Here is a 23,881-nt window from a genome sequence, read left to right on the forward strand (position 1 = left end):
GCACCTGCCTGAACGGTGCACGCGAAGCGGGCCAGAGTCACTAACGGATCCTTTCGAACATGAATACTACTTTTAATGTACCTAGCTGAGCTGACAATTTGTCGCTTAAACTCGAAATCCGCCAGTGGTGTTTACCTCTGGCGGATTTCGTATAGCGTCTCGGGTTGCGAGAATTACCTCGAGCGCAGCTTAATTAGGAAGCGCGGCGAGCTCGTGCTGCACGACGCTTCAAGGCACGACGCTCATCTTCGCTCATGCCACCCCAGACGCCTGCATCCTGGCCGGACTCAATAGCCCACTGCAGGCAGGTTTCGGTTACTTCACATCGACGGCAGACGCTCTTGGCCTCTTCGATCTGCAACAGGGCCGGACCGGTGTTTCCCACTGGGAAAAACAGTTCCGGGTCCTTTTCCAGACACGCCGCGCGGCTACGCCAATCCATGCTTATTGATGCTCCTTGAAATCTGAGAGGGTGTGAAACACCAACGACAATCAACACACAGGCAAAAAATAACTAGGAGTGAAATGAAATCCTGGTTGCCTAGCGGTTAACATCTGGCGTCTCGAAAGGTCGGAGAAGTCCATTCGGGCACTTCGTTTAACCGACCACATAAGGTTTTCATGTAACGCGGAAGTAAACAAGAGTCACGGTAGCGAAATGTTGCTGAATGCCTGAGTGCTTTCTCACATGGCATTTGGCACTAGGATCCGCTAGTTATCAGAGGTGTGGCGCGAGCAACAGCAAAAGTCAATTGTTGCGGTTTGAGTTCCTGCAGAAGGTCAACGAAAATTGTTGATGTGAGCAACGAAAATGCAATCTCGTCCCGCCCAACCAGTGTTTTCGTGGTTGCCGCGCTTGTCCTAATTGAGGCCCTGGCTGTTCTGGCGTACGCCATCAGCTACATGTTGAACCTCGACACCAACGGAACAGTCAATATGGGCGGGCAGTTATTCATGCTGGCCCTGTGCTTGCTTCTTGCCGTTTGGCAAGGCTCGGTAGCTGTCAACTTCTTCAAGGGAAAAGCGTTCACTCGTGCTCCGATTGTCGTTTGGCAACTATTCCAGCTCATCCTCTCTGTTTCATTCCTGAGCTCCAATATCCCGATGGTGACGGCCGCGGCGGTACTTTCCATCGTGGTCGCCGGAACCACTGTGGTGATGCTCTTCGCGCCGAAGACCACCGCATTCCTCGGAGACCGGCCAAACCGCTGAATTGCCAGCAGATAATTCGTACGGAATATGAATCATCCGCGGTTTGCCTCGTTTGGAGATGACCGCGCACCAATAGTCTTTGGCTCCTTGATGAGGCACCTGATGGATTGGCTGCCAATTCATCGGTTGAAGATCTTGCGGATGATGGGCTTCGACAGCGACTACCTGGCGATCATCGAACCCGTTGGCGCTCAATCCCAGGTCGAAGGCCATCCTGCTGGACGGCGGAACGAATAGCGCGACACCGATTCCCCTCGAATTCAGAGCGTTCAAGAGCGGTGGCAACCGAGAGTCATTGGTGGTTTCGAGGAAGAGGCAAAGCAAGTCCTGCCGAACACGGTACGAGCCGTCCTCGAGAGAACGTACGAACCGTTCAAAGTCCGGTAGGCCGCAAATATGCGGGGAGTTCCAACGCACAGCGAGTACGGCAGTCAGCTGCCGGCGCTGTTGCGTATCGGGGCACAGCACAACAACCATCGGACCTGCTGGTCGAGGGACCGCCTCACCATCGAAGGGCGAGTATCCCAGAAAGTTTGCCGGTTGAAGGGCAGAACCTGAAGGCATCTGCCAAGCCGAAGGCACTTCGGGCCAGGTGCTTCCCGGGATTTCAGCTAATTGAACTTCGGTGAGTTGGAAGACCTGCGGAGGATGCCCCGAACTCAGCTTGACCCCTCGACCCGGCAAAAGCGAACAGGCCGGGATCTTGGGCCACATCATCTTTAATGACTCGGTAGCGTTGAATGGGAAGAACCATTGCTCTGTACAAAGACCGGTGGACTTCAACGCGTTTTGGTCGCGGTCAACTGAACAAATCACCATAGGCGATTGCGGGCCGCCGAAACGCAATAGCGTACCGAGTGCTTCGTCCAGGCGTTGGAAATGTTGCGGGTGGATATTGGACTGCAACTGGGCCAGTGAATGAACGAGAATGATCAATGCTGGATCACTGGGCATGGATTCCAGGAAGTCGACAGCATCGAAAAAGCCATAGGGATCCTCACCCGTGACAACCTTGACGTTTTCAGTGGCATCCGGGATCGGCGACGGACCGAAGCAAAGTATTTTTCTGGGCGAACGGGCGAGGGAAGCGAACAGGGTTCGGGCACCGGCTTCTGGCAAGCCGCAGATCAATGTTGATCGTGAACGGGCAGGGTCAAGAATCAAAGGTTCAAGCCGGGCCAAATGCAGATTATCTGCAACGCCGCAGTAAATCGTTCCTCGTTCCTTCCCATCCCACGTATCTGGCGAGTGCGTTGGTTCTGCTGGCCGAGGCAACGCTGGAGCAAAACCAGATACCGGGAGCTCCGAAGTGGACCACTGTGAGGAAAGTTCTGCTGCATGGTTTTGCAAGCGATCTCCAGCGACTGACGCGATGCTCTTTTCGAATCGGCACAACGGACGAAGGCTGAGATCTTGACGATTCCGCTCGAATAGTTCGCCGTGCAGTGGCGGCTCGATGGCCAGCTGGAATTGCATGTTCCTAGTGGGCTTGGAAGCGCCCTTGATGATCGCCTGTCCGGAGTGGAGGAGTTTGGACGCCTCGGTGGAGCCCACCAGTTCCACGGACTCACCCGGGTCGTTTACCCTCAATGCGATTGTCGTGTTTAAGTTCGCCTTGGTTTGTCCCGTCAAAGCGCCAGCCGGACGCTGCGTGCTGAGAATCAGATGGATTCCTAGAGCTCGACCCACCGCAGCTAAACGATCAATTCTGGCGCTGGCTTGAGGAAGCGTCTCGACGAAAACACGGAATTCGTCAATGACTACCAGCAAGCGAGGCAGAATCGGGCCTGATTCGTCGAGATCTTGATATTCCGCAATGTCGCTGCAGCCTTGTGCTGCCAGAAGCTCCTCGCGCCGCCGCACCTCATGTTCTAGTTGTTCCAACGTGCGCTGAGCCGCTGCCTCATCGAGGTCGCTTGCGAAGAGCTGGACATGGGGCAAACCTGCATAGACGCCTAGTCCAGCTCCACCCTTGAAATCAATAAGTGCGAAGGCAAGCTGAGTCGGCGGGTAGTTCCGGGCAAAATCAGCAATCAGGCGCCTGAGCGCTTCTGACTTGCCTGACCCTGTAGTGCCGCAAATCAGTACATGCGGACCATCCTCATGAAGATCAAGGAACACGTCCTCTTGCTGTTCATCGAGGCCCAGATGTGCCCGTACGGCTAGTGACGGGGATGCAATGGATTCTGCGTTCTTGGTTATTGCCTGCTTTTGCAGCTGCACATACTGCTGCACCATCCTGTCGAACCGCGAAAGGCTCAGCGTGCTTAGGTTCTGCAGCACTAAGCGTTCGTCGGGCAAACGCGAGGACACGGGGCTTGGAACAATCCAATTCTCCACGGATTCGGCCAGCACCGGTGAAACGCCCAGCACCAGGGCGCCGGAAATAGGTTGAGGTTCCTGGGCAGTGACGTACAACGTCGCCAGGTTGGTTTCCTCTTTCCTGGTGAAGCTCGATTCTTCGGGAATCGACAGGTGGGCCACGGAAACGTTGCTCACCAAAAGCAGCGACGCCGGAAGACACCTGACACTGGGATCGAGCACGAGCCGTATCTGGCCGGAATGTATGGCCGGGAGATAGCGTGCAAGTACTGCGGCCAGAATAGCCCCAGCGCTTTGCCCTTGTGCAGAATTCAGCTGCCAGACGCTCGGGGTACTCGGGAAAAATACTGGACCGAACCAGGGCGCGTCCGACTTCGTCTTCCTGAGGCTACGAAATACTTTGCGGATCCCCGTGGGATCAGAACGAGAGGTGTCCTGCGGAGACCACAGTCCCTCGCCCCAAACCAGTGGTGGTATCCGGGCATGCGACAGTCCCAAAGAAGCGGAATCCAGTCCGGCTACGAACGATTCTCCGAGAGCCGGAGAATATTTACTTCTCGCGATAATGGCGGAAGCTCGTTGCACTTCCATTTCCCTTTTCCATTCGCGACGCTCCACGAACAGTTGACCGGCAGGCACCATACCCATAAGGGCCGAAACGCCACTCAAGATCAGAAAGAGCATCGAACCGGTAACCAAGGCAAGCAAGACGCCGGAGATGATCGGAACGAATGCTGCGAGGACCAGAGCAATTAAGCGGGACAGCTCGGGCTTGGAAGGTACTTGGATTTCCAATTGTTCGGGGGTTACCAATTGACCGGATTGGGCGGTTAATGGATCGCCGACAGCGAATTCAGTGTTGCCCAGAAAGAAGCGCGATCCGTGTTCCAATTCCACGGACTCGCAGCGGCTGCCATCTGGCATGGCAAGTTGCTGCTCAGAGCAGGCTACCAGGCGCAAGCTCCGGGTTGTCACGAATAACTTCGCGTGAACCCGGGACACCAGCGGATCTTCTAACCATAATGGGGCGGTTCTGCCGATGACATGTTCTCCCTTTGTGAGCGGAATCCAGGCACCAGCGTCGGGGCCGCGAACTACATATAACTTGAGGCACGAAGCTGTGGTGCTTGTGGCGCGAACAGGTTGGGGCAATTCATTGAGCAGAAGACGTTCAGACGCATGCAGGATCCCCAACTCTTCTATCCGCGTTATTCCCGAATACCATCGTTGTCCCGGGAAATGCTGCTGCAGCAGTGCGGCGAGCTGCTCGCCCGATATTCGTCCGGACATGACAAGTTCGAATTGCCGCGGATGCTGGAATTTTCGGGAAATCAGAAGTAATTCATAGCGGACCATGAGGTCTCCTGAATGTAATGGAATGTTGTCGTTCCCATCTAAACCAGCATTGAGGGCGGCGCTGGAAGATAAGAATCTTGGTGTGGAGAAAGTACCAAGAACTATCCACAACTTCGGGAACCTCTTGAAAGCGGTCTCTGCTGCAGATAGCATCCCTTGTCATACGAATAGGTATGCTGCACCGACGACGCGCTCGCCGATAGTCCCCGAGATCGGGATCCTCCAGTAGGGAAGCCAAAGGAGTCAGTCGTGGATGCGCTGTCCATTGTCGAAGACGAAGTACGCGAGCTGGTTCCCCGGCGTGGATTGGACCCGGCAAAGCAGCCAGCGATGATCCGATCACTTATTGAAGAGGTCATTCGCGACTACGACGAACGCGCATTGCTTGGCGCCGTGCCTTCACTTGGATCGCTAGAGGCCGCCCAACGTTCAGTATTCGATAATGTGGCCGGGTTCGGAGCGCTGCAACCCTTATTGGATGATCCTTCTGTTGAAGAGATCTGGGTAAATTCTCCACATCAAGTATTTTGCGCCAGAGGTGGCCAAAGCGAACTGACCCACATACGCATGGAATCGGCAGAAATCGCGGCTCTAGTAGAACGCATGCTCAAAACGTCGGGCAGGCGTCTGGACCTTTCCCAGCCATTCGTCGACTGCCAATTGCCTGATGGGTCTCGTCTTCACGTCGTGATTCCAGACATCACCCATGAGCATTGGGCCATCAACATTCGTAAGTTCATTGCTCGCGCGGGAAAACTTGAAGATCTAGTTGAGCTGGGAGCCTTGAGCGAACAAGCAGCGAGGTTCCTTTCTACGGCGATCAGTGCCGGTCTGAATGTCATCGTTACTGGCCCTACACAAGCCGGCAAAACGACAATGCTCAACTGTCTGGCATCAGCGATCGGCCCCAGGGAACGCATTATCACCATCGAGGAAATCTTTGAGCTGAATCTTTCACTAAGAGATGTCGTTGCCATGCAAACTCGCCTCGCCAATCTTGAAGGCACCGGTGAAATCACGATGCGCCGGCTGGTCAAGGAGGCCTTGCGCATGCGCCCGGAACGGATCATTATCGGCGAGGTCCGCGAAGCAGAGTCCTTGGATATGCTCATTGCCCTGAACTCGGGAATCGCGGGGCTATGTACCTTGCATGCGAATTCTGCCCGCGACGCTATCACAAAAATTTGCACTTTGCCGTTGCTTGCAGGACCAAATATCACCAGCGACTTCACCATCAAGACCGTGGCTGCATGCATTGACCTTGTGGTTCATTGCGTGCGGAGTCCACAGGGCCATCGCTATGTCAACGAGATTCTCAGCGTGCGCAACCGCGTGGAGGAAGGGCAAATTGAGTCCTCGACGCTATTCGAGCGGCAAGCCGATCGCCTGCTGCCGGCTCGGGGAGCCGATTGGTCCCATGAAAAGTTTGATGTCGCTGGAATCAATATTGCCGAATTGATGGCGGTGTAGCGGTGGTTGCTTTCTTTGCTCTCCTTGGCGGGCTAGGCATTGCCCTCATGGTTGACTGGTTGCTCTTCGCCCCGTGGGCAAAATCGCCCAAACGTAGCTCGGCCATCAAGAATGCTCTTTTGCATGCAGGAATGAGCAATCTGGCTCCGGCAAAATTCATCGTGATTTGCCTGGTCTGCGGGCTGACTTCCGCGTTGGTGACGTTGGGACTCACCGCTTCGTGGCTCTTCGCCTTGGTGTTTAGCATCTTCGGTTCATTCGCACCATGGGTCTACCTGCGCCATCAAGCCACCAAGCGCCGCACAGAATTGCAAGAACAATGGCCAGAGGTGGTTGATCACTTGCGAAGTGCCATCCGGGCGGGCCTATCTCTTCCCGAAGCATTGAGCCAATTGGCTGTCGTCGGCCCGCAGGTATTGCGTCCGCTATTTCGGGATTTCGCATTGGACTATCGAGCCACAGCGAACTTCTCCGTGGCGCTGGACCAGCTGGGCGAACGCTTGGCAGACCCGGTAGCCGACAAGATTCTCACGACATTGCGGATTACGCGTGAAGTCGGGGGCACCGACTTGGGGCATACGCTCACAACTTTGTCGGCATTCTTGCGCGATGACGTGAGAACACGAGGGGAACTCGCTGCCCGCCAATCATGGATTGTCTCGGCAGCGCGTTTGGCAGTCGCCGCGCCATGGATCTTGCTGTTGGTCTTGGGCACCCAGGAAGCTGCGAAGGATGCATATATGACGTTCGGGGGAGTGATAGTGCTATGCCTGGGCATGCTGGTTTCCCTCGTTTGCTATCGAATCATGCTCCGGCTGGGCACCTTGCCAGTAGAAGAACGAGTCCTGGCATGAACAGCTATACACCGTGGGCGGCGCTTTGCGGTTTGGGACTTGGCATAGGCCTTTGGCTGGTCTTTGTGAACCTGCCGGGCTGGCGAAGAATGGCCTTCGCTGATCGTATTGCGCCCCATGTTCGCGTTGGCGTTCGAAGCTCACGCATGCTGGAAGACTCATGGCACTCTGACTCCGGGCACTCGGCTTTAGGCCAACTCGCTGCCCCCATGTTGCTGCAAATCAAGAAGCTGGCTAGCCTACACAGTCCTTCGGCAAGTACTCTTCGGAAGCGTCTGAACGCTGCCGGATTGGACATGAGCGTAATTGACTACCGGTCTCAAGAAATTGTTTATGCTCTGGCAGGCCTAGTAGCAGGATCTGCGCTCATGGCCTTTGCCGCCGTTCAGTATCATGTCTCTTTGATCCTATCGGTGCTAGTCGTTATTGGTTTCGGGATTGTTGGCTATGCATTGCGTGGTTGGTGGCTTGGCGAACAGATCCATCGGCGGGCCAGGAAAATATTGACTCAGTTTCCAACCGTGGCCGAAGTGCTGGCGCTAACTGTCGGCGCAGGCGAATCAACCACCGGGGCCATCGAAAGAATTTCACGAATCTGCCACGGGGTGATCGGTGACGAATTCACCAAGACTTTGAACGACATTCACGCAGGCACACCGATGGTCCAAGCGATGCAGAATATGTCCGACCGGATGCAAGTTGGAGCCATGACGCGATTTGTCGATGCAATCGTTGTTGCAACAGAGCGAGGCACACCATTGGCTCAAGTGCTCAGAGACCAAGCACAAGATGTCCGCGATGCGTCCAAACGAGAACTTATGGAAGTTGCAGGAAAACGCGAGATTTCCATGCTGGTACCGGTCGTGTTCGGAATTCTTCCTCTCACGATCGTTTTCGCCGTATTCCCCGGTCTGGCGTTATTGGAGATGAGTTATTGATCGGAGCATAGAAAAGCTTGAATCTCCCACTTTGAAATCCTTTAGCAAGTTAGAAGGGCCGTCATGAATCACATACAAGAAATGATGCTCAAACTGGTATTGCAAATCACTGCAACCGGTGAACTACTCTTTCGTAAGGTTTCCCCGAAACTCAGGGATAGCAGAGGCGACGTGCCCGGATGGGTCATGATTACACTCATGTCCGCGTTGCTGGTTGCCGCCTTGCTGGCCATTGCAGGGCCTAGGCTGCAGGACCTGTTCAACCAAGCGATCGATCGAGTTTCCGGATTGGGATGACCGCGCATGTGGTCGAGTGCGGGGTCTCCTGGAAATTCGGAATCTGCGGAACTTGTAGATTGCGAGAACGGGTCTGCTGTAGCCGAATTTGTCATGGTCACAACGTTGCTTGTGGTCATCGCAATGACGCTCATCCAACTCGCGTTGGTACTGCATGTGCGCAACACCCTGATTGACGCAGCATCGAACGGCGCCCATTACGGTGCTTTGGCCAATCGGTCAGTATCCGACGCTCGAAGCAGAACTCGGATGTTGATCACCGAAAGCTTGCATGGCGGATTTGCCCGTGACATTGCTGTGAGCACAACCCGCGTTGGTGATAGCCAGTTGGTAACCGTATCTATTAACACGAGGGTGCCCTTAATCGGGTTCTTGCCCAACGGGTGGGATTTGCAGGTTCAGGGAGAAGCTGTGCGTTATGGGTAGAGCCAAGTATCTCGCTGCCGCGATGCACAAGAGAATCCGGGCCGAAGATCGCGGCAGCGCGATAGTGGAGTTTATTTTTGCTTCAACTGTCTTGCTGATTCCCATGGTGTACCTGATTCTGGCCGTCGGACAGCTGCAAGGCGGTAGCTATGCCGTGGTTGGAGCTGCTGATCATGCAGCGAAGGTTTTCGCCGCCGCCGATAACCCCGCCCAGGCAAGGTCAGATGCGCACGCAGTCGTACGAAGAACCATGAACAACTTTGGATATGCCGACGCTCGCACATCGATTAGTTGCGACAAGGAATGCTTGAGTCCGGGCAGTGTCGTCACTGTGACGGTAGCGTTGGATGTTCCCCTTCCTTTCGTTTCCGACTGGGCAGAGGTATCTGCTTTCACCGTGGATTCTTCAGCCTCGCAAAGGACTGATCGCTTTGGCTAGGACAAAACGCGCTGCCCTGAATCCACGGGACGAGGATGGACAATCCTTAGTGCTGGCAATCGGCTTGTGCGCCATCACTTTGCTGACAATTTCAGTGGTGCTAGCAGTCAGCGCAGTCAACCTCAAAGCGCGTCAGCTGTTGTCAATTGCCGACGGGGCGGTCGTGGCTGCCGTGGATGAATTCGAATTTGTTGCGGACAATGGCGACCCGAGGATTCAGTTGGACCAGCAGCGCGTGCAACAAGCCGTGCAACAGTACCTTTCGGATGTGGGTGCGGCCGGCCGCGTCGACAATTTACGCATTGGCCGGGTGCAGATCACGCCTGATGGGCAAGGCGCGAATCTCGTGCTGCAGGGCTCGGTGCAACCGCCGATAGTGGGGTGGATCGTTCCAGACGGAGTACCAATATCTGTAGATTCATCAGCAAGAACTGTACTGAGCAGGTGAACACCTCCGCGCAGAGCAGCATGGATGTTCCAGGGAAGCGGGAAATGCACAAGTACGGGGAAGCAAGAGAAAGAACGTGTCAGCGAGCAACGCTGCTGCATGCCCCAGGAGCGGAATCCAAGAAGGATGGATCCAGCGCAACCGGATCCATCATTTTTGCGGTAGTTCGGGCTTCTTTGGAAGCTTGCGGACCCCACCTCCAAATCCCAGTTCAGAAATACTGTTCGAGAACTGACTGGCCGGATTCCCGATCGACCCGTGGATGCAAGCCTTGCAAGTTGGCTAGGGGTTCCACAGCGCGATTTTCAGTGAAAACCTTGATTGGAACTTCTTTTCGGCGATAGCACCGGACTCATTGATCAATGGCTAAATGACGTAGTCTTAGAGGACCATGGCAAAAACTGACTTCTCCGCTGAAATCCGCTCACTGCGTTCTACATTCTCCGCAATTGAAGACGTGAGCGATGTCGAGCAGATCAAAGCTGACATCGCAGTCCTCTCGGAGGAAGCTGGCGTTCCGAACCTCTGGGATGATCCGGCCGCCGCGCAGATCGTTACCAGCAAGCTATCGCATCGCCAGTCTGAGCTGGAACGGCTGACCCGGCTGAAGACCCGCATCGACGATTTGGAAGTCTTGGTTGAGCTTGCTGAACTTGAAGACGACGATGATACGTTGCACGAAGCGGATAGAGAGCTCGTCAGCGTCCAGAAGTCCCTTGCCGAACTCGAAATTGTTACCCTTCTCAACGGTGAATTCGATGCTCGCGGAGCGGTTGTCACGATTCGCTCCGGTGCCGGCGGCGTTGATGCCGCCGATTTCGCAGAGATGCTTTTGCGCATGTACCTGCGCTGGGCTGAACGCCGTGGTTACAAGGCCACCGTTATGGATACCTCGTATGCCGAGGAGGCCGGCCTTAAATCGGCAACCTTCGAAATCGACGCACCGTATGCCTTCGGCACACTCTCGGTAGAAGCCGGCACGCACCGTCTGGTTCGTATTTCACCATTCGATAATCAGGGACGTCGCCAGACGTCGTTTGCCGCAGTGGAGGTCGTGCCGCTGATTGAGCAGACTGACACCATCGAAATCCCTGAATCTGAAATCCGCGTGGACGTCTTCCGTTCCTCTGGCCCTGGCGGACAGAGCGTTAACACCACCGACTCTGCAGTACGCATGACGCATATTCCTACCGGAGTTGTCGTCTCGATGCAGAACGAAAAGTCGCAGATCCAGAACCGTGCTGCCGCACTTCGAGTTCTGCAATCGCGGTTGCTGCTTCTGAAGAAGGAACAAGAAGACGCCCAGAAGAAGGAATTCGCCGGAGATGTGAAGGCATCTTGGGGCGATCAGATGCGATCCTATGTGCTTAATCCGTACCAAATGGTCAAGGACCTGCGTACCGAACATGAAGTCGGCAATACCCAGGCAGTACTTGATGGTGAAATTGACGATTTCATTGATGCAGGCATCCGCTGGCGTGCAGGACAGCGTCGCCCTAGTAAGTAAGCGAAATCGCGAATTCCAGCTGGTCTAAACGCTTTTGCCACAGAGGGTGTAAGTATCATCACCGTTACGAACTCCGTTTCGCTAATTCCAGCTAGTCATGCCTAAGCTGGGCATTCTGCGTTAGCTGTATGTACGGCATGAATCTCGCAACACACCTTATATTTCGGCTGGTTAGCTACCTGGCACCGATAGTGTTTGGAAGACTGGCGCACCAAAAGACGTTTGATCTCGAGATTGGTATTCGTGGGTCGCGCCCCGACGAAGACTAGCGATTGAAGACATGATTAAATTCGAAAACGTCTCGATGGTTTACGAGCCAAAGCAGCAGAATGCAGCTTTGGACGATATAAACATCGAGATAGACCGTGGCGAGTTCGCCTTCTTGGTTGGCGAATCCGGTTCGGGTAAGTCGACCTTCCTCAGCTTGGTGCTGCGCGAAAAGCGCTCCACCGACGGATCCGTCTACGTGGCGGGACAGAACCTCAACCGCATTCCGAGCCGCCGTGTGCCTAAGCTGCGCCGTGACATCGGTTTCGTTTTCCAGGACTTCCGCCTGCTGCGCGAGCGCACGGTCTTCGACAACGTCGCGTTCGCCATGGAGGTCATTGGAGCTTCACGGGCCCAGATCCGCGAGCGTGTGCCAGATGCACTTAAAATGGTCGGCCTTGAAGATAAGGCGCGTCGCAAGCCAACTGAACTTTCCGGTGGCGAGCAGCAACGCGTCGGCATTGCCCGCGCCATTGTGAACAGGCCCTCGATCCTGCTTGCCGATGAGCCTACGGGTAACCTCGACCGCAAGAACAGCATCGAAGTCATGAACGTGCTCAACCGCATTAACCAGAACGGTACGACTGTCCTGATGGCTACGCACGCACATGAACTGGTGAGCGAATACCGCCACCGCGTTATTGAACTGAGTCGCGGGCAGGTCATCCGCGATGAAATTGATGGACAGTACGCCCCGATGACCACCGTGGTGAACCAGGACGGTTCGCGCGAACTGCTCGTCGGCGATTCCGCCGTGGAGTACGACGAAGAGTCACAGGTTGCTGAGGACAAGAAAGACGAGGACCAGTGAGACTAGGATTTATTCTCCGCGAAGCGGCGAAGGGCCTGCGGCAGAATGTCGTCATGGTCGTCTCTGTGGTGCTGGTGACTTTCGTATCGTTGACCTTCGTCGGTGCCTCGGTATTACTGCAGCTCCAGATCAACCAGATGAAGGGCTACTGGTACGACCGCATGGAAGTTGCGGTGTACCTCTGTGATGACACGAGCACTTCGCCCAACTGCGCTGGTAGCGCGGTTTCCGAAGAGCAGCGCCAGAGCATTGAAGAGATGCTCAAATCAGAGCAGCTTGCGCCGTATATCAAGGAATTCGCCTACGAGTCGAAGGACCAGGCATACGAAAACTTCCTCGACCAATACGAGAACTCGGCATTGGTTGACCAGGTCACTGCTGAGCAGCTGCCCGAATCATTCCGCGTCGCACTGGTAGATCCGGAGAAGTATCCGGTGATCAACGAAGCGTTCTCCACGGTACAAGGCGTTGACTCGGTCATTGACCAACGGGAACTGCTTGAAAAGGTCTTCCAGTTGGTGCGCGTGGCATCCGCCGCCGCTGCTGTCGTTGCAATCGTGATGATTGTTTGCGCGGTGCTGCTGACCGGTACGACTATCCAGCTCTCAGCCATGCACCGGCGACTCGAAACAACGATCATGCGACTGGTTGGTGCATCGAAAGCAACGATTCAGCTGCCGTTCATTATCGAAGGAGTCATCGCGTCGCTGATTGGTGGATTGCTGGCTTCTGGCACCTTGTGGTTGCTGCTGAAGTTCCTCGTCGAGGATAAGTTGGCCAATGAAAACGTCGGTGTAGCGTTCATCTCCACCAGCGAAATATGGCTAGTTGCTCCGATACTCTTGATTATTGGTATCGTTTTGGCCACAATTTCATCAGTGGTAACGTTGAAGCGTTACCTGAAGGTTTAGCTGAAACGTTATCTAGGCTTGAACTGAAGTACGCAATTTCTAAAAGGAGCTTTATGCTGTCGAACGCAGTGCGACGTAAATTCTTACGCGCCTCCATCGGTGGAGCAATGGCTCTCGCGCTCACGCTGCCCGCAGGGTTGGTAGCCGCCGATGAGCTGGACGACAAGAAAGCTCAAGTCGAAAAGAACATCGATACCCTCGAGAACGACATGGAATTCTTGGATGCCGACATTCAAGAAACCGACAGGAAATTGCGTGACCAGCAAGCACAGGTTCCTGTAGCCCAGCAGGCATTGGCTGACGCGCAAAGCCGCGTAGCCAATGCGCAGGCCACCCTTTCCGATCTCAACAACCGCTTAATCAGCGCGCAAGCGACTCGTGATGAAGTGGCTAAGCAGATCGAGGAAAACGCGGCTAAGCTTTCCGACGCTCAAGATGCGATGGCGCAGATCGCTTCTGAGGCTTATAAGCGCGGCGGCGTTTCTGGCGGGCTGGACATGATCCTCAACATGGATTCGGCGACCAAGATGGCCGATGGCCTGGACATGGCCAACCGCGCCATGGAATCCCAGAATGCCGCATACAATGACCTGGCCCAGGAACAAGCCAGCAATGAAAGCAACAAGCTTCGCCTGGTTGCTGTTGAAAAGGAAATTTCCTCCCTGAAAGCCCAGGCTGAGGAAGCCTTGGCGCAGGAGCAGGCGGCGCGAGATGCTGCGCAGAACGCCAAGAACGAACTGGATGCGCTGGTTGCCAGCACCGAAGAACTCAGTGCTGAACTTGAAGCGCAGAAGCCGCGTATCCAGGCGAAACTGCAATCGCAGCAGAAGGAATACGCCGCGGTCAACCAGCAGATCAAGGAACGCCAGGAGCGCTTGATCAGGGAAGCTGCCGAACGCAAGCGCAAGGCAGAAGAAAAAGCGCGCCGCGAAGCAGAAGCCGAGCGAAAGCGCATCGCCGAGGAAAAGGCGGCCTACGAAGCTGAGCAGGAGCGCAAGGCAGCAGAAGCTCGCGCAGAGAAAAAGGCCTACAAGAAGAAGGCCTATGTAGCACCCAAATCCGAGCCAAAGGCACCGACATATGCCGAGCCAAGCAGCTGGGGTTTGGTTAAGCCCACTACCAGTAACCGATTGACCTCGACCTTCGGGTGGCGCCCGACTCCAGCTGGAACAATCGACTATGGCGGCCGTGGCGGCTATGTCCACGCAGGCATTGACTGGGGATTCGGCGGCCAGTGCGGCTCGCCAATCACGGCTGCTGCCTCCGGTGAAGTGTGGATGGCCGGTTGGGGCGGATCCTCGGGTAACAAGGTCACCGTTTCTCACGGCGTCATCAAGGGCAAGGCCCTGGCCACCAACTATCACCACATGTCCCGCATCGCGGTAAGCGTCGGCCAGCATGTGAAGCAGGGCCAGGTTATAGGCTACGTTGGCACCACCGGCAATTCGACCGGCTGCCATCTGCACTTCGAAACGATCATCAATGGTTCACATGTGAACCCCTTGGGACTTCTCTAGCGCTAGACTTGTAATCTGTGCGCGGGAATCCGCCCGCGACATGCAAGGAGTAACGTGGCTAAGAAGAATCAAGAAGATCGAGTAATCGCGAGCAACCGCAAGGCGCGCCACGATTTCGAAATACTCGACACCTTCGAAGCTGGCATGGTGCTCACGGGTACTGAGGTGAAGTCGCTTCGCGAAGGCAAGGCCTCGCTGGTTGACGGTTTCGGCCAGTTCTACCGTGGCGAGCTGTACATCGAGAACGTCTACATCCCCGAGTACCTCAATGGATCGTGGACCAATCACGCGGCCCGTCGTCGCCGCAAGCTCTTGCTGCACCGCCAGGAACTGCTCAAGATCGAACGCAAAATCAGTGAAGCCGGCCTGACCGTCGTCCCGCTGAGCTTGTACTTCAAATCCGGTCGGGCGAAGCTGGAGATCGGCGTTGCCCGCGGTAAGCGCGAATACGACAAGCGCCAGACCCTGAGGGAAAAGCAGGATAATCGCGAGGCGTTGCGTGCCATGCGCGAACGCAACCGCGGAAACGCATAAGGCTAGCTTGTGGCGCATTTCGCATTGGGGGAAACCCGGGCAGTGCGCTATGATTGGTAGACACGCCCTAGGGTGTGGTTGTACCCGGGAGACCGGGACTGACAACAAAATACGGGGATGATCGGTTTCGACGGTGTGAGTCGCGACAGATGAAGCGGGCCGAGGACGCAAAGTTATCTCGTAAACGCCCTTTGCAAACCAATAAGTGCCGAATCAAAGCGCACTGACTTCGCTCTCGCTGCCTAAGCAGCCAGACGGTCCGTTAGCCAGGGGACGCTATCGCCCCTGTTCCTAACGTCATTTAGATAGCCAATGTATCCAGCGGATGTTGCCGCTTCTGGATACACATTTAGGCAACTGTGCCCGGATCAACCACATGTTTGCGTGATGGTTGGGGCAGAGAAAATCCGCAGCAAACTGCGCCCGGAGAAGACCTGGCAACACCACATCGGACGGGAGTTCAATTCTCCCCATCTCCACAATATCCAGCTCCGGAGCCAGGCCCATAGGTCTGGCTCCGGAGCTTTTTGTTTGTTTCGGAGTCCGCAGTCACATCGCGAGCCTGTTCGCGGGATGGAGAATTTACACATAGACTTGAAATGAAAGTCCAAGGCTTTCGAAACGACAGCGTGTGCAGAAACGGAGTGAGATTGAAGTCGATGGGTAAAAACAGTTCCCAGCGGGTATCGCCTTTCCTTTCAGCAAGCTATGCGGCAGTTGCCTTCCTCTTGGAAGTAGGATTGCTTTTCGCCGCGGCACTAGCCGCTATCGCTTTCATCCCATGGCCGACAATTCCAGCAATCCTTGTAGTAGTTGTCCCGCTGCTGATCCTCTGGTCGATTTTCTTCTCGCCGAAAGCCGTCATCAAGTTGAGGCTGCGAACCCGTCTGCTCCTGGTCCATATCATTTACCTCATCGGAGCCTACGTGCTGTGGCTGAGCGTCGACCATTCCTTCTACGATCAATCGCAGATTTGGGCCATCGGAATGCTTGCGTTGACCGGCATCAGCGCCATTCTGGTCATCGCCACCGGCGGATACGTGGTCCCGCACGATCGAACCAAGCAGCCACCGAAGCAAGTTCCGAGCCGGGCACGAGCGGGTGCTCCCAAGGGACGCCGGGCAGCACGCTAGAACTGATGGAATGCCAAGCCGAAAGGCTTGGCATTTTTCGTTTGCGGCTAGAAGAGCCCAGCGACGTGGTAGCCGAGCAATGCCGCGAGCACCGCTCCAGCGAGGGTCCCCAATGCATTGGCCAGGCTGGCTGCGAGGCGGCCGGCCTGGAGCAGCCGGACAGTTTCGAAACTGGCCGCCGAAAACGTCGTGTAGCCGCCGAGCAATCCTGAACCTATGGCCGCAAGCCATTGCGCCGACAACAACTGCTGGGCCATCAGCCCGGTCAGCGCACCCAGCGCGAAGGAGCCGGAGAGATTGACCAGGATCGTGCCCCAGGGCAGCGGGGCCGGAAGCCACCGCTTGATCAGGGCATCGACCACGAAACGCAGGCAGGCGCCAAGGCCGCCGCAGAGCGCAACGATAAGAAATAAGCCGGGGGAGAGCACTAGTGAAGCCCTCCCGATTTCCGGGCCATGCGCCTAGCACCGGCGGCGATTCCGCACCAGGTTGCCAATGCACCGAAGAACACCGTGAACAGTGCGTAACCCAGGGCATGGAGCGCTGCGCCGGATGCGAACATCTGCATGCTGCCGGTGGCCAGCGCGCTGTAGGTCGTGAAGCCGCCCAGGAAACCGGTGCCCAGCAGCAGCCGCAGCCGGTGACGCTTGCCCTCGTCGAGGCCGGGATGCGAAAGCGCCTCGAGCAGCAGGCCGAGCAGGAACGCCCCCAGCATGTTGGCTAGGAAAATCGCGATCGGGAAACCGCCGGGATCTGGCAGCAGCAGGCCCAGGCCTTGCCGGCAGGCAGTACCGGCAGCGCCGCCAAGGAATACCAGCAGCAGGAAACGCGGGTTGAGGAAGGAACCCTGCGCGGGGCGCTGGGCCATGGGTGTTGGCGGACGGGTCATGAATTGCGAATCTGTTCTGCGCGGCGTGGCGGGACGAGGAGCACCGGATGGCGCTGTCGATGGGTCAGATGCACCGCTACCGAACCGTTGAGCAGTTCCCCAATAGTGTTGGCCATGGAACGCTCCCGAACCCCGAGCACAATCAGCGCCGCATCATGCTGCAGGGCAAGATGCGACAGCTGCTGACCGGGGCCACCGGCCGCGGCATGCGCCTGCCATTCCAGTCCCGATCCGCCGAGCTGGGCTTCGAGCTGCTGCAGAAGCCGTGCCGGGAAGCGCTCAATTGCTTCGTCCCCGGATTCGGGATCCAGCGGTGCGCTGCGGATGGTGCCATCGGGAAGCTCTTCGAGCGGATAGCGGGTGGGATCCACGTGGACGCAAAGCAACCGCGCTCCGAGCGCGCCTGCGAGGTCTGCGGCTGCGTCCAGAACGTGGGGATCGAGGCGATCCGGGATGCCCAGGATGATCGGTCGTGTCTCCAATGGCCCTCCCTTTGGCAGTGGGGCGCACCGTGCAGCGCGTCGCTGCTTTTAATTCTTGCACAGCCGGCAATCAGCTAGGCTTTGCGCACCCAGATCAGCGAAGCCTCAATGAAATCCAGCTGATGCGGCAGCTCGATGACCGCCCCGGGAACCAGCCCCTGGGCGGCGGCACGACGCAGGAACTGGGGATCTTCATCGCTGATCCGGTCGATGACGGCCCGGGCACCGGAGAAGCGGTCAAGCCGGATGGCCCCGGAGACCGGCAGTTCCCCTTCCGCGCTGGGAATCGCGTCGCCATGCGGATCGTGGCGCGGGTGGCCCAGCCGGGCTTCCAGGGCGTTGATGAAGCGGTCGGTGACGGTGTGCTCCAGGGCCTCGGCCTCGTCATGCACCTCATCCCAGCCGTAGCCCAGCTCATCACGCAGGAAGGTTTCCAGCAGGCGGTGGCGGCGCACCATGCGCAAGGCCTCGCGCCGGCCGGTGCCGCTGAGCGTAATGGCCCCGCGCGGCACGTGATGGACCAGGTGCTTGGCTGCGAGCTTCTGCACCATGGCGGTGGCCGAGGCAGGGGACAAGCCCAGCTGGTCGGCCAGCGCGCCGGTGCCCACTTCGGTGTCTTCCCATTCGGTGAGCAGGTACACCGCCTTGAGGTAGTCCTCTTCGCTGGTGGTCAGCCCGGCCGGCCCGCGTCGTGCAGTTGCCATCGTCCTCGCGCTGCCTAGCTGCGGTTCAGGTAGGGAAGGATCGCCTCGTGCAGCTTGCCGTTGGTGGCCAGGGCGTTGCCGCCATGGCAGCCCTCTTCTCCGGCCACCGAGGTGAAGCGGCCCCCGGCTTCGCGTACCACCGGCACCAGGGCGGCCATGTCGTAGAGCTCCAGTTCGGGTTCGAAGGCCGCATCGACCGCGCCTTCGGCCAGCAGCGCGTAGGACAGGAAATCCCCGTAGCCGCGGGTGCGCCACGCGGTATCCAGCAGTTCCAGGAAGCCCTCGAGCTTGCCGGCCTCCTTCCAGCCGTTCAGCGAGGCGTAGGCCAGCGAGGAGTCAGACAGCTCGCTCACCGAGGAGACCTTGATCTGGCGGGTGGCGGTGGTACCGGCGGTGGCACCCGGTTCGGTGACGTACGCGCCCAGGCCGCTCGCGGCATGCCAGCGGCGGGTCATGGCCGGGGCGGAGATGACTCCCAGCACCGGTTCGCCGTCGATCTCCAGCGCGATCAGCGTGGCCCAGACGGGTACGCGGCGCACGAAGTTCTTGGTGCCGTCGATCGGGTCGATGACCCAGCGCCGGGAGCCGGTTCCGTGCACGCCGAATTCTTCGCCGAGCACCGAATCATCGGGGCGGTGGGCGGCCAGCTCGGCCAGGATCAGCTGCTCGGCGCCGCGGTCGGCGTCGGAGACCGGGGTCATGTCCGGCTTGGATTCGACCACCAGGTCGTTGGCGCCGTAGCGGGCCAGGGTGAAGGCGTCGACCTTCCCGGCCAGAGCCAGGGCGAAGTCGAGATCTTGCTGCAGGGTGTATTCAGCCATGGTGTTGCGGGCGCCTAGAGCGCGCCGAGCTCCTTTTCGTGCGTGGTTTCCTCGGTGGTGACCAGCCGGCGGTAGGAGGCCAACCGGTCAGCGGCCTGGGTGCCTTCGGCATTTTCGGCCCAAGCTTCCAGCGCGCAGCCCGCCTCGCCGGCGGCATGGGTGCAACCGCGCGGGCAGCCGGTGGCGATTTCTGCCAGGTCCTCGAAGGCGGCCAGGATATTGTCCCGGTCTACCAGTCCCAGCCCGAAAGAACGGATGCCGGGGGTGTCGATCAGCCAGGATCCAGGGGTGTCGCCCAGGCGCAGTGCCAGGGCGTTGGACGAGGTATGGCGTCCGCGGCCGGTGACCGCGTTGACGTGCCCGGTGGCGCGGGTCGAACCGGTCAGGGCGTTGACCAGGGTGGACTTGCCTACTCCGGAGTGGCCCAGCACTACCGAGACGCAGCCGGAGAGGATCTCTTCGAGTTCGGCCAGCGCGCCGGCATCCAGCCGGGCGCTGGAACCGTCGGCGCCGCGCGCGTCCACGCCGGAGGCGTCGGCAGTGGTGGTGCGGGAGATGACCACGGGGAACTCCAGTCCCTCGTAGTGCTTGAGGAAGTCGGCCGGATCCTTCACATCCGCCTTGGTCACGCACAGCACCGGCTGGATGCCGGCGTCGAAGGCGGCGACCAGCGCGCGGTCCACGAAGCCGGTGCGCGGCTCGGGATTGGCGGCGGCCACGACGATGACCAGCTTGTCGACATTGGCGACGACCACGCGCTCGGTGGCGTCGGTGTCGTCGGCGCTGCGGCGCAGCAGCGTGGTGCGCTCTTCGATGCGGATCAGCCGGGCCAGGGTATCGGGCTTTCCGGAGGTGTCGCCCACCAGTCCCACCAGGTCCCCGGGCACGATCGCCTGGCGGCGCAGCTCGCGGGCCCGGGCGGCGATGACGATGCGCTCCGTGGCGGTGTCCTCATCCAGGATTGCGGTGTAGCGGCCGCGGTCCACGGTGATGATGCGGCCGATGACCGCCTGTTCGTAGGCCGGGCGGTCCTTGGTGCGCGGACGGCTGCCCTTCTTGTTGGGGCGGACGCGGACCGAGGATTCGTCGTAGTCGGAGTAGCGCATTAGCCCTGGCCCTTTACGGTAGCCGCCATGCGGGACCATAGCTGCGGGAAATCCGGCATGGTCTTGGCGGTGGTGGCGATGTTTTCCACGCGCACCCCGTCGATGGCCAGGCCCAGCAGGGCACCGGCGGTCGCCATGCGATGGTCCTCGTAGGAATCGATATCCGCTGCCTGCAGGGCTCCGGGAACGATTTCCAGCGCGTCCGCGGTGGCGGTGATTCTGGCGCCCACCTTGGACAATTCGGTTTCCAGCGCGGCCAGCCGATCGGTTTCATGGCCGCGCAGGTGCCCGATGCCGGTCAGCTTGCTCGGCGAATCGGCCAGCACGCACAGTGCTGCCAGGGTAGGGGCCAGCTCGGAGGCATCGGCGTAGTCGATGCCGCGGATGACTCCGGTTCCGCGCACGGTGAGCACGCCGTCGCCGCCGTGGCTGACTTCCGCTCCCATCGCGGCCAGTATTTCTACCCACTTGCCGCCGACCTGGGTGGTCCTGGCAGGCCAGAAGGGCACGCGCACGGTGCCATGGCTCGCCAGCGCGGCGGCCAGGAACGGTCCGGCGTTGGACAGGTCCGGTTCCACGGTGACGGTGAAGCCCACCAGCTGGCCCGGGGCGATGCTCCAGCCGCGCGCATCGGCATCGACGCTTACCTCTACGCCCAAATCGCGCAGGGTCTGGACGGTCATCGCGATGTGGTCCGGGGAAGCGATAGGCCCCGGCGCGGCGCGCAGCTTCAGCCCGCCGGGCAGTGCCTGGCCAACCAGCAGCAGCGCGGAGATGAACTGGGAGCTGCCCGACGCGTCGATGACCACTTCGGCATCCTGCTTCAGCTCGCTGGCATCAATGGTGAAGGGCAGCATGCCGGTGCTCCCGGCGTAGTCGATGCGGGCGCCCAAGGCTGCCAGCGCGTCCAGTACCGGGGCCATGGGCCGCACGCGGGCCGCGGCGTCGCCGTCGAAGGCCACCTTGGCGCCGGCGACGGCAGCCAATGGGGGAACGAAGCGCATCACCGTGCCCGCCAAGCCGCAGTCGATCGCCAGCGGTCCGGCGGCCAGCTGGCCCGGGGTGATGTCCACGGTGGTGGAGCCGTCGGCCTGCTCGGTGCGCTTGATCCCGACCCCGAATCCGGCCAGGGCGCTGAGCATCAGCTCGGTGTCGCGGCTGATCAGCGTGTTGTGGATCGTGGATGGCGAGGAGGCCAGGGCCGCAAGGATCAGGTACCGGTTGGTCAGCGACTTCGAAGCTGGCACCGGGACGGTTGCATCCAGTCCGGCGGCGGCATAGGGCGCTGCCCACCAGTTCTTTTCTGCGTCGTGCAGCTGATCGAGGGGGCTCCCGGGGGCGCTTGCAGTGCTGATTGGTAGATCCTTAGGCTCGAGGCTTCAATTCGGGGCCGCTGGCAGTACCGCAAGTACTGTGCGCCCACTGCCTAATTCTAGCCGAGATCGGTGCGGGAATAAGGCTTTAGCTCCGCTGGTTATACCTACTGTGACGATACGACAGGACACTTCAAACGCCGGCGGCACCGCTTGCGCCGTCGCCGAGCAACCGCGGCCGGCCCGGGCCCGCGCTGGCACGCGCATAAAGCCGTTCGAACGCGTAGACTCGGCAGTGATGAACAACAAGAGTGTGGACGAGAATTTGCCCGATGTGGCCTCCGAGTCCGAGCAGCAGCGCCGCGAACGCTTCGAGCGTGACGCGATGCAGTACGTGGACCAGCTCTATTCGGCTGCCCTGCGCATGGCGCGCAACCCGTCGGATGCCGAGGATTTGGTGCAGGAGGCCTACACCAAGGCCTATTCCGCCTTCCACCAGTACAAGCCGGGCACCAACCTGAAGGCCTGGCTGTACCGCATCCTGACCAACACGTACATCAATTTGTACCGCAAGCGCCAACGCGAGCCGCTGCGCACTTCCACCGATACGGTCGAGGATTGGCAGATGGCCCAGGCCATGGAGCATTCGCCGACCGGCTTGCGCTCGGCCGAGGCCGAGGCGCTGGACCACCTTCCGGATTCGGATGTGAAAGCCGCGCTGCAGTCGATCGGCGAGGATTTCCGCATGGCCGTCTACTTCGTGGATGTCGAGGGCTTCAGCTACAAGGAAGCCAGCGAGATCCTGGGCGTGCCGATCGGCACCGTGATGTCCCGGTTGCATCGCGGACGCAAGAACTTGAGGGAACTGCTGGCCGATTACGCAGCAGATCGTGGGATCGCCACCGGCACCCAGAGCAAGAGTGCCGCCAAGGCTGACCGAGGAGCGAAATAAGATGGATTGCAATTCAATGGGTGATTGCGCCGATGACCGCATCGTCCGCATCTACGAGTACCTCGACGGGGCGCTGACGCTCGATGACCTCAAGGAGGTCAAGTCCCATCTGGATGGCTGCCCGGAATGCACCGAGCAGTACGATCTGGAGTGCATCATCCGCTCGGTGGTGCGCCGCAGCTGCCAGGAGCATGCCCCGCAGACCTTGAAGGCCAGCATCATCGCGCGGATCTCGCAGATCCGCGTGGAATCAGGCCACTAGCACGGCAAAGAGAAACCCCGTATCTTCCGAGTTGATCTCGAAGGGTACGGGGTTTTTTTGTTCGCTTCGCTTAGCTGTTTGGGCGCTTGCCGTGGTTGGCACCGCCACGCTTGCGATCGCGACGCTTACGAGCGCGCTTCGACATGGTGACTCCTTAGAGGGAACAATATTGCTTCCCGAAAATTCGGGCCGGCTCATAGTCTTTCACACTTCCGGCCCATTTTCCTAACGGACCGGCGGCCCCTAGCCCTCGCCTGGCTCAGGCAACTCCAGCCAGGAATACCAGCCGCGGTGCAGCACCAGCCAGGCCATCAGCCCGTAGCCTGCCTGGCCGGGCACCCCGCCGGACGCGTTCAGATCGGCACGCCACTGGGCATGGGAACGCAGGGGCGTGAAGGTATCGACGTAGTGGTGGTTGCGGCGCAGCGCCACATCCGAGTAGACGCGGTTCAGTTCTGCCACGCGCTGGTTGCGCGCATCATCCAGGCCCGGGGCCGGGCCGACCAGCAAGGCCTTGATGTTCATCTGCGAGGCCGAATCCAGGATGTTGGCCAGGTTCAGCCGGCTGCGCGCGGTGGTGACATCCAGATCGACGTCGCGGTCCGAGAGCGCGATGACCAGGCGGTTTTCGTATTGGTCGCTGAATCGGCGGGAAGCTTCCCCCAGCCAGCGTTCGGCCAGCGCTTCGGATCCCTCGGCCGGGGAAGCCAGGACGAAGGACTGCAGGCGCAGGGCCGGATCCTGGGTGCGGGCCACGACGCGGCCGAACCAGCCCAGGCCCCGCGGGTCGCCATGTCCGGCCAGTAGCTCATCTCCGATTGCGGTAATTCGGATTGTGCGTAACTCCAACTGGGCGACCTTTCGTTGGCTCAAAAATGATGAATCGCTCCCCACCTTAGCAGTCGGAACG

General features: G+C 58.8%; 26 protein-coding genes and 1 other RNA gene. 16 read left to right on the plus strand and 11 right to left on the minus strand.

Annotated features, from left to right (window positions below; all coding sequences use genetic code 11):
* Positions 1 to 193: 193 nt before the first annotated feature.
* Together ACIOTL_RS14525 and ACIOTL_RS14530 are read right to left on the minus strand one after the other, a co-directional pair.
* On the minus strand, positions 194 to 442 hold the full coding sequence (locus ACIOTL_RS14525; protein WP_013348560.1) for a WhiB family transcriptional regulator: 249 nt from the start codon (positions 440 to 442) through the stop codon (positions 194 to 196).
* A 638-nt stretch (positions 443 to 1,080) separates the two neighbouring features.
* Entirely contained in the window at positions 1,081 to 4,890 is a 3,810-nt protein-coding gene (locus tag ACIOTL_RS14530; protein WP_400343260.1) for an FtsK/SpoIIIE domain-containing protein, read from the minus strand.
* Positions 4,891 to 5,139: 249 nt separating this feature from the next.
* Between ACIOTL_RS14530 and ACIOTL_RS14535 the strand changes: the two genes are divergently transcribed.
* The 14 genes from ACIOTL_RS14535 to ACIOTL_RS14600 all read left to right on the plus strand — a co-directional run bounded on the left by ACIOTL_RS14535 (position 5,140) and on the right by ACIOTL_RS14600 (position 16,442).
* On the plus strand, positions 5,140 to 6,360 hold the full coding sequence (locus tag ACIOTL_RS14535; RefSeq protein ID WP_400343262.1) for a CpaF family protein: 1,221 nt from the start codon (positions 5,140 to 5,142) through the stop codon (positions 6,358 to 6,360).
* Between the two features lie 2 nt (positions 6,361 to 6,362).
* Entirely contained in the window at positions 6,363 to 7,214 is an 852-nt protein-coding gene (locus tag ACIOTL_RS14540; protein ID WP_388025386.1) for a type II secretion system F family protein, read from the plus strand.
* Positions 7,211 to 8,152 (plus strand): type II secretion system F family protein, encoded by a 942-nt coding sequence (locus tag ACIOTL_RS14545; protein ID WP_105662566.1) that lies wholly within the window; start codon positions 7,211 to 7,213, stop codon positions 8,150 to 8,152. Before ACIOTL_RS14540 ends, ACIOTL_RS14545 begins: the two co-directional genes overlap by 4 nt.
* 63 nt (positions 8,153 to 8,215) lie before the next feature.
* Positions 8,216 to 8,449, plus strand: a complete 234-nt coding sequence (locus ACIOTL_RS14550) for a hypothetical protein (RefSeq protein ID WP_388025383.1) — start codon at positions 8,216 to 8,218, stop codon at positions 8,447 to 8,449.
* A 6-nt stretch (positions 8,450 to 8,455) separates the two neighbouring features.
* Entirely contained in the window at positions 8,456 to 8,875 is a 420-nt protein-coding gene (locus tag ACIOTL_RS14555) for a TadE family protein (RefSeq protein WP_400343264.1), read from the plus strand.
* The gene (locus ACIOTL_RS14560) at positions 8,868 to 9,314 is read left to right on the plus strand and encodes a hypothetical protein (RefSeq protein WP_105658364.1); all 447 of its coding nucleotides are present in this window, start codon (positions 8,868 to 8,870) and stop codon (positions 9,312 to 9,314) included. The genes ACIOTL_RS14555 and ACIOTL_RS14560 overlap by 8 nt, the downstream gene beginning before the upstream one ends.
* Positions 9,307 to 9,762: a hypothetical protein gene (locus ACIOTL_RS14565; protein WP_133834484.1), complete on the plus strand. Its 456-nt coding sequence runs from the start codon at positions 9,307 to 9,309 to the stop codon at positions 9,760 to 9,762. The genes ACIOTL_RS14560 and ACIOTL_RS14565 overlap by 8 nt, the downstream gene beginning before the upstream one ends.
* 391 nt (positions 9,763 to 10,153) lie before the next feature.
* Entirely contained in the window at positions 10,154 to 11,269 is a 1,116-nt protein-coding gene (gene prfB, locus ACIOTL_RS14570; RefSeq protein ID WP_105658366.1) for a peptide chain release factor 2, read from the plus strand.
* 280 nt (positions 11,270 to 11,549) lie between these two features.
* Positions 11,550 to 12,347: a cell division ATP-binding protein FtsE gene (gene ftsE, locus ACIOTL_RS14575; RefSeq protein WP_105658367.1), complete on the plus strand. Its 798-nt coding sequence runs from the start codon at positions 11,550 to 11,552 to the stop codon at positions 12,345 to 12,347.
* A complete protein-coding gene (gene ftsX, locus ACIOTL_RS14580) occupies positions 12,344 to 13,258 on the plus strand; it encodes a permease-like cell division protein FtsX (protein ID WP_105658368.1) in 915 nt (304 codons plus the stop codon). Before ftsE ends, ftsX begins: the two co-directional genes overlap by 4 nt.
* Positions 13,259 to 13,311: 53 nt before the next feature.
* On the plus strand, positions 13,312 to 14,775 hold the full coding sequence (locus ACIOTL_RS14585; RefSeq protein WP_105658369.1) for a M23 family metallopeptidase: 1,464 nt from the start codon (positions 13,312 to 13,314) through the stop codon (positions 14,773 to 14,775).
* Positions 14,776 to 14,829: 54 nt separating this feature from the next.
* A complete protein-coding gene (gene smpB / locus ACIOTL_RS14590) occupies positions 14,830 to 15,309 on the plus strand; it encodes an SsrA-binding protein SmpB (protein ID WP_105658370.1) in 480 nt (159 codons plus the stop codon).
* A gap of 113 nt (positions 15,310 to 15,422) precedes the next feature.
* Positions 15,423 to 15,791: a transfer-messenger RNA gene (gene ssrA, locus ACIOTL_RS14595) on the plus strand.
* Between the two features lie 177 nt (positions 15,792 to 15,968).
* Positions 15,969 to 16,442 carry a DUF2568 domain-containing protein gene (locus ACIOTL_RS14600; protein ID WP_166650814.1) on the plus strand — a complete coding sequence of 158 codons (474 nt, stop codon included), beginning with the start codon at positions 15,969 to 15,971 and terminating at the stop codon, positions 16,440 to 16,442.
* A 47-nt stretch (positions 16,443 to 16,489) separates the two neighbouring features.
* Here ACIOTL_RS14600 and crcB read toward each other — a convergent pair whose 3' ends face one another.
* The 7 genes from crcB to aroA all read right to left on the minus strand — a co-directional run bounded on the left by crcB (position 16,490) and on the right by aroA (position 21,760).
* Entirely contained in the window at positions 16,490 to 16,870 is a 381-nt protein-coding gene (gene crcB / locus ACIOTL_RS14605; protein WP_105658372.1) for a fluoride efflux transporter CrcB, read from the minus strand.
* On the minus strand, positions 16,870 to 17,331 hold the full coding sequence (locus ACIOTL_RS14610) for a CrcB family protein (RefSeq protein ID WP_105658373.1): 462 nt from the start codon (positions 17,329 to 17,331) through the stop codon (positions 16,870 to 16,872). The genes crcB and ACIOTL_RS14610 overlap by 1 nt, the downstream gene beginning before the upstream one ends.
* Positions 17,328 to 17,813: a universal stress protein gene (locus ACIOTL_RS14615; protein WP_166650813.1), complete on the minus strand. Its 486-nt coding sequence runs from the start codon at positions 17,811 to 17,813 to the stop codon at positions 17,328 to 17,330. Before ACIOTL_RS14615 ends, ACIOTL_RS14610 begins: the two co-directional genes overlap by 4 nt.
* A 74-nt stretch (positions 17,814 to 17,887) precedes the next feature.
* Positions 17,888 to 18,517 carry a metal-dependent transcriptional regulator gene (locus tag ACIOTL_RS14620; RefSeq protein ID WP_105658375.1) on the minus strand — a complete coding sequence of 210 codons (630 nt, stop codon included), beginning with the start codon at positions 18,515 to 18,517 and terminating at the stop codon, positions 17,888 to 17,890.
* A gap of 14 nt (positions 18,518 to 18,531) precedes the next feature.
* A complete protein-coding gene (locus tag ACIOTL_RS14625; protein ID WP_105658376.1) occupies positions 18,532 to 19,338 on the minus strand; it encodes an inositol monophosphatase family protein in 807 nt (268 codons plus the stop codon).
* 14 nt (positions 19,339 to 19,352) lie between these two features.
* Positions 19,353 to 20,444 carry a ribosome small subunit-dependent GTPase A gene (locus ACIOTL_RS14630; protein ID WP_105658377.1) on the minus strand — a complete coding sequence of 364 codons (1,092 nt, stop codon included), beginning with the start codon at positions 20,442 to 20,444 and terminating at the stop codon, positions 19,353 to 19,355.
* Entirely contained in the window at positions 20,444 to 21,760 is a 1,317-nt protein-coding gene (aroA, locus tag ACIOTL_RS14635) for a 3-phosphoshikimate 1-carboxyvinyltransferase (RefSeq protein WP_400343505.1), read from the minus strand. Before aroA ends, ACIOTL_RS14630 begins: the two co-directional genes overlap by 1 nt.
* Positions 21,761 to 22,055: 295 nt before the next feature.
* Between aroA and ACIOTL_RS14640 the strand changes: the two genes are divergently transcribed.
* Positions 22,056 to 22,709, plus strand: coding sequence for a sigma-70 family RNA polymerase sigma factor (locus tag ACIOTL_RS14640; protein ID WP_166650812.1), 654 nt, complete (start codon positions 22,056 to 22,058; stop codon positions 22,707 to 22,709).
* 1 nt (position 22,710) lies between these two features.
* On the plus strand, positions 22,711 to 22,971 hold the full coding sequence (rsrA, locus tag ACIOTL_RS14645) for a mycothiol system anti-sigma-R factor (RefSeq protein WP_105658379.1): 261 nt from the start codon (positions 22,711 to 22,713) through the stop codon (positions 22,969 to 22,971).
* Between the two features lie 70 nt (positions 22,972 to 23,041).
* On the opposite strand, the gene ACIOTL_RS14650 is transcribed toward rsrA, so the two are convergent.
* Positions 23,042 to 23,116, minus strand: a complete 75-nt coding sequence (locus ACIOTL_RS14650) for a 50S ribosomal protein bL37 (RefSeq protein WP_369299107.1) — start codon at positions 23,114 to 23,116, stop codon at positions 23,042 to 23,044.
* A 98-nt stretch (positions 23,117 to 23,214) separates the two neighbouring features.
* Positions 23,215 to 23,820, minus strand: coding sequence for a GDSL-type esterase/lipase family protein (locus tag ACIOTL_RS14655; protein WP_105658455.1), 606 nt, complete (start codon positions 23,818 to 23,820; stop codon positions 23,215 to 23,217).
* Positions 23,821 to 23,881: the final 61 nt, after the last annotated feature.

Source organism: Glutamicibacter sp. NPDC087673 (assembly GCF_044743255.1).
In the GTDB taxonomy this organism is placed as follows: Bacteria; Actinomycetota; Actinomycetes; order Actinomycetales; family Micrococcaceae; genus Glutamicibacter.

Excerpts from the sequence above, each read along its gene's own strand:
- ACIOTL_RS14525 (WP_013348560.1), bottom strand. The coding sequence starts at position 442 with ATGGATTGGCGTAGCCGCGCGGCGTGTCTGGAAAAGGACCCGGAACTG.
- ACIOTL_RS14530 (WP_400343260.1), bottom strand. The coding sequence starts at position 4,890 with ATGGTCCGCTATGAATTACTTCTGATTTCCCGAAAATTCCAGCATCCG.
- ACIOTL_RS14545 (WP_105662566.1), top strand. The coding sequence starts at position 7,211 with ATGAACAGCTATACACCGTGGGCGGCGCTTTGCGGTTTGGGACTTGGC.
- ACIOTL_RS14550 (WP_388025383.1), top strand. The coding sequence starts at position 8,216 with ATGAATCACATACAAGAAATGATGCTCAAACTGGTATTGCAAATCACT.
- ACIOTL_RS14555 (WP_400343264.1), top strand. The coding sequence starts at position 8,456 with ATGTGGTCGAGTGCGGGGTCTCCTGGAAATTCGGAATCTGCGGAACTT.
- ACIOTL_RS14560 (WP_105658364.1), top strand. The coding sequence starts at position 8,868 with ATGGGTAGAGCCAAGTATCTCGCTGCCGCGATGCACAAGAGAATCCGG.
- prfB (WP_105658366.1), top strand. The coding sequence starts at position 10,154 with ATGGCAAAAACTGACTTCTCCGCTGAAATCCGCTCACTGCGTTCTACA.
- ftsE (WP_105658367.1), top strand. The coding sequence starts at position 11,550 with ATGATTAAATTCGAAAACGTCTCGATGGTTTACGAGCCAAAGCAGCAG.
- ACIOTL_RS14585 (WP_105658369.1), top strand. The coding sequence starts at position 13,312 with ATGCTGTCGAACGCAGTGCGACGTAAATTCTTACGCGCCTCCATCGGT.
- ACIOTL_RS14600 (WP_166650814.1), top strand. The coding sequence starts at position 15,969 with ATGGGTAAAAACAGTTCCCAGCGGGTATCGCCTTTCCTTTCAGCAAGC.
- ACIOTL_RS14610 (WP_105658373.1), bottom strand. The coding sequence starts at position 17,331 with ATGACCCGTCCGCCAACACCCATGGCCCAGCGCCCCGCGCAGGGTTCC.
- ACIOTL_RS14620 (WP_105658375.1), bottom strand. The coding sequence starts at position 18,517 with ATGGCAACTGCACGACGCGGGCCGGCCGGGCTGACCACCAGCGAAGAG.
- ACIOTL_RS14625 (WP_105658376.1), bottom strand. The coding sequence starts at position 19,338 with ATGGCTGAATACACCCTGCAGCAAGATCTCGACTTCGCCCTGGCTCTG.
- ACIOTL_RS14630 (WP_105658377.1), bottom strand. The coding sequence starts at position 20,444 with ATGCGCTACTCCGACTACGACGAATCCTCGGTCCGCGTCCGCCCCAAC.
- ACIOTL_RS14640 (WP_166650812.1), top strand. The coding sequence starts at position 22,056 with ATGAACAACAAGAGTGTGGACGAGAATTTGCCCGATGTGGCCTCCGAG.
- rsrA (WP_105658379.1), top strand. The coding sequence starts at position 22,711 with ATGGATTGCAATTCAATGGGTGATTGCGCCGATGACCGCATCGTCCGC.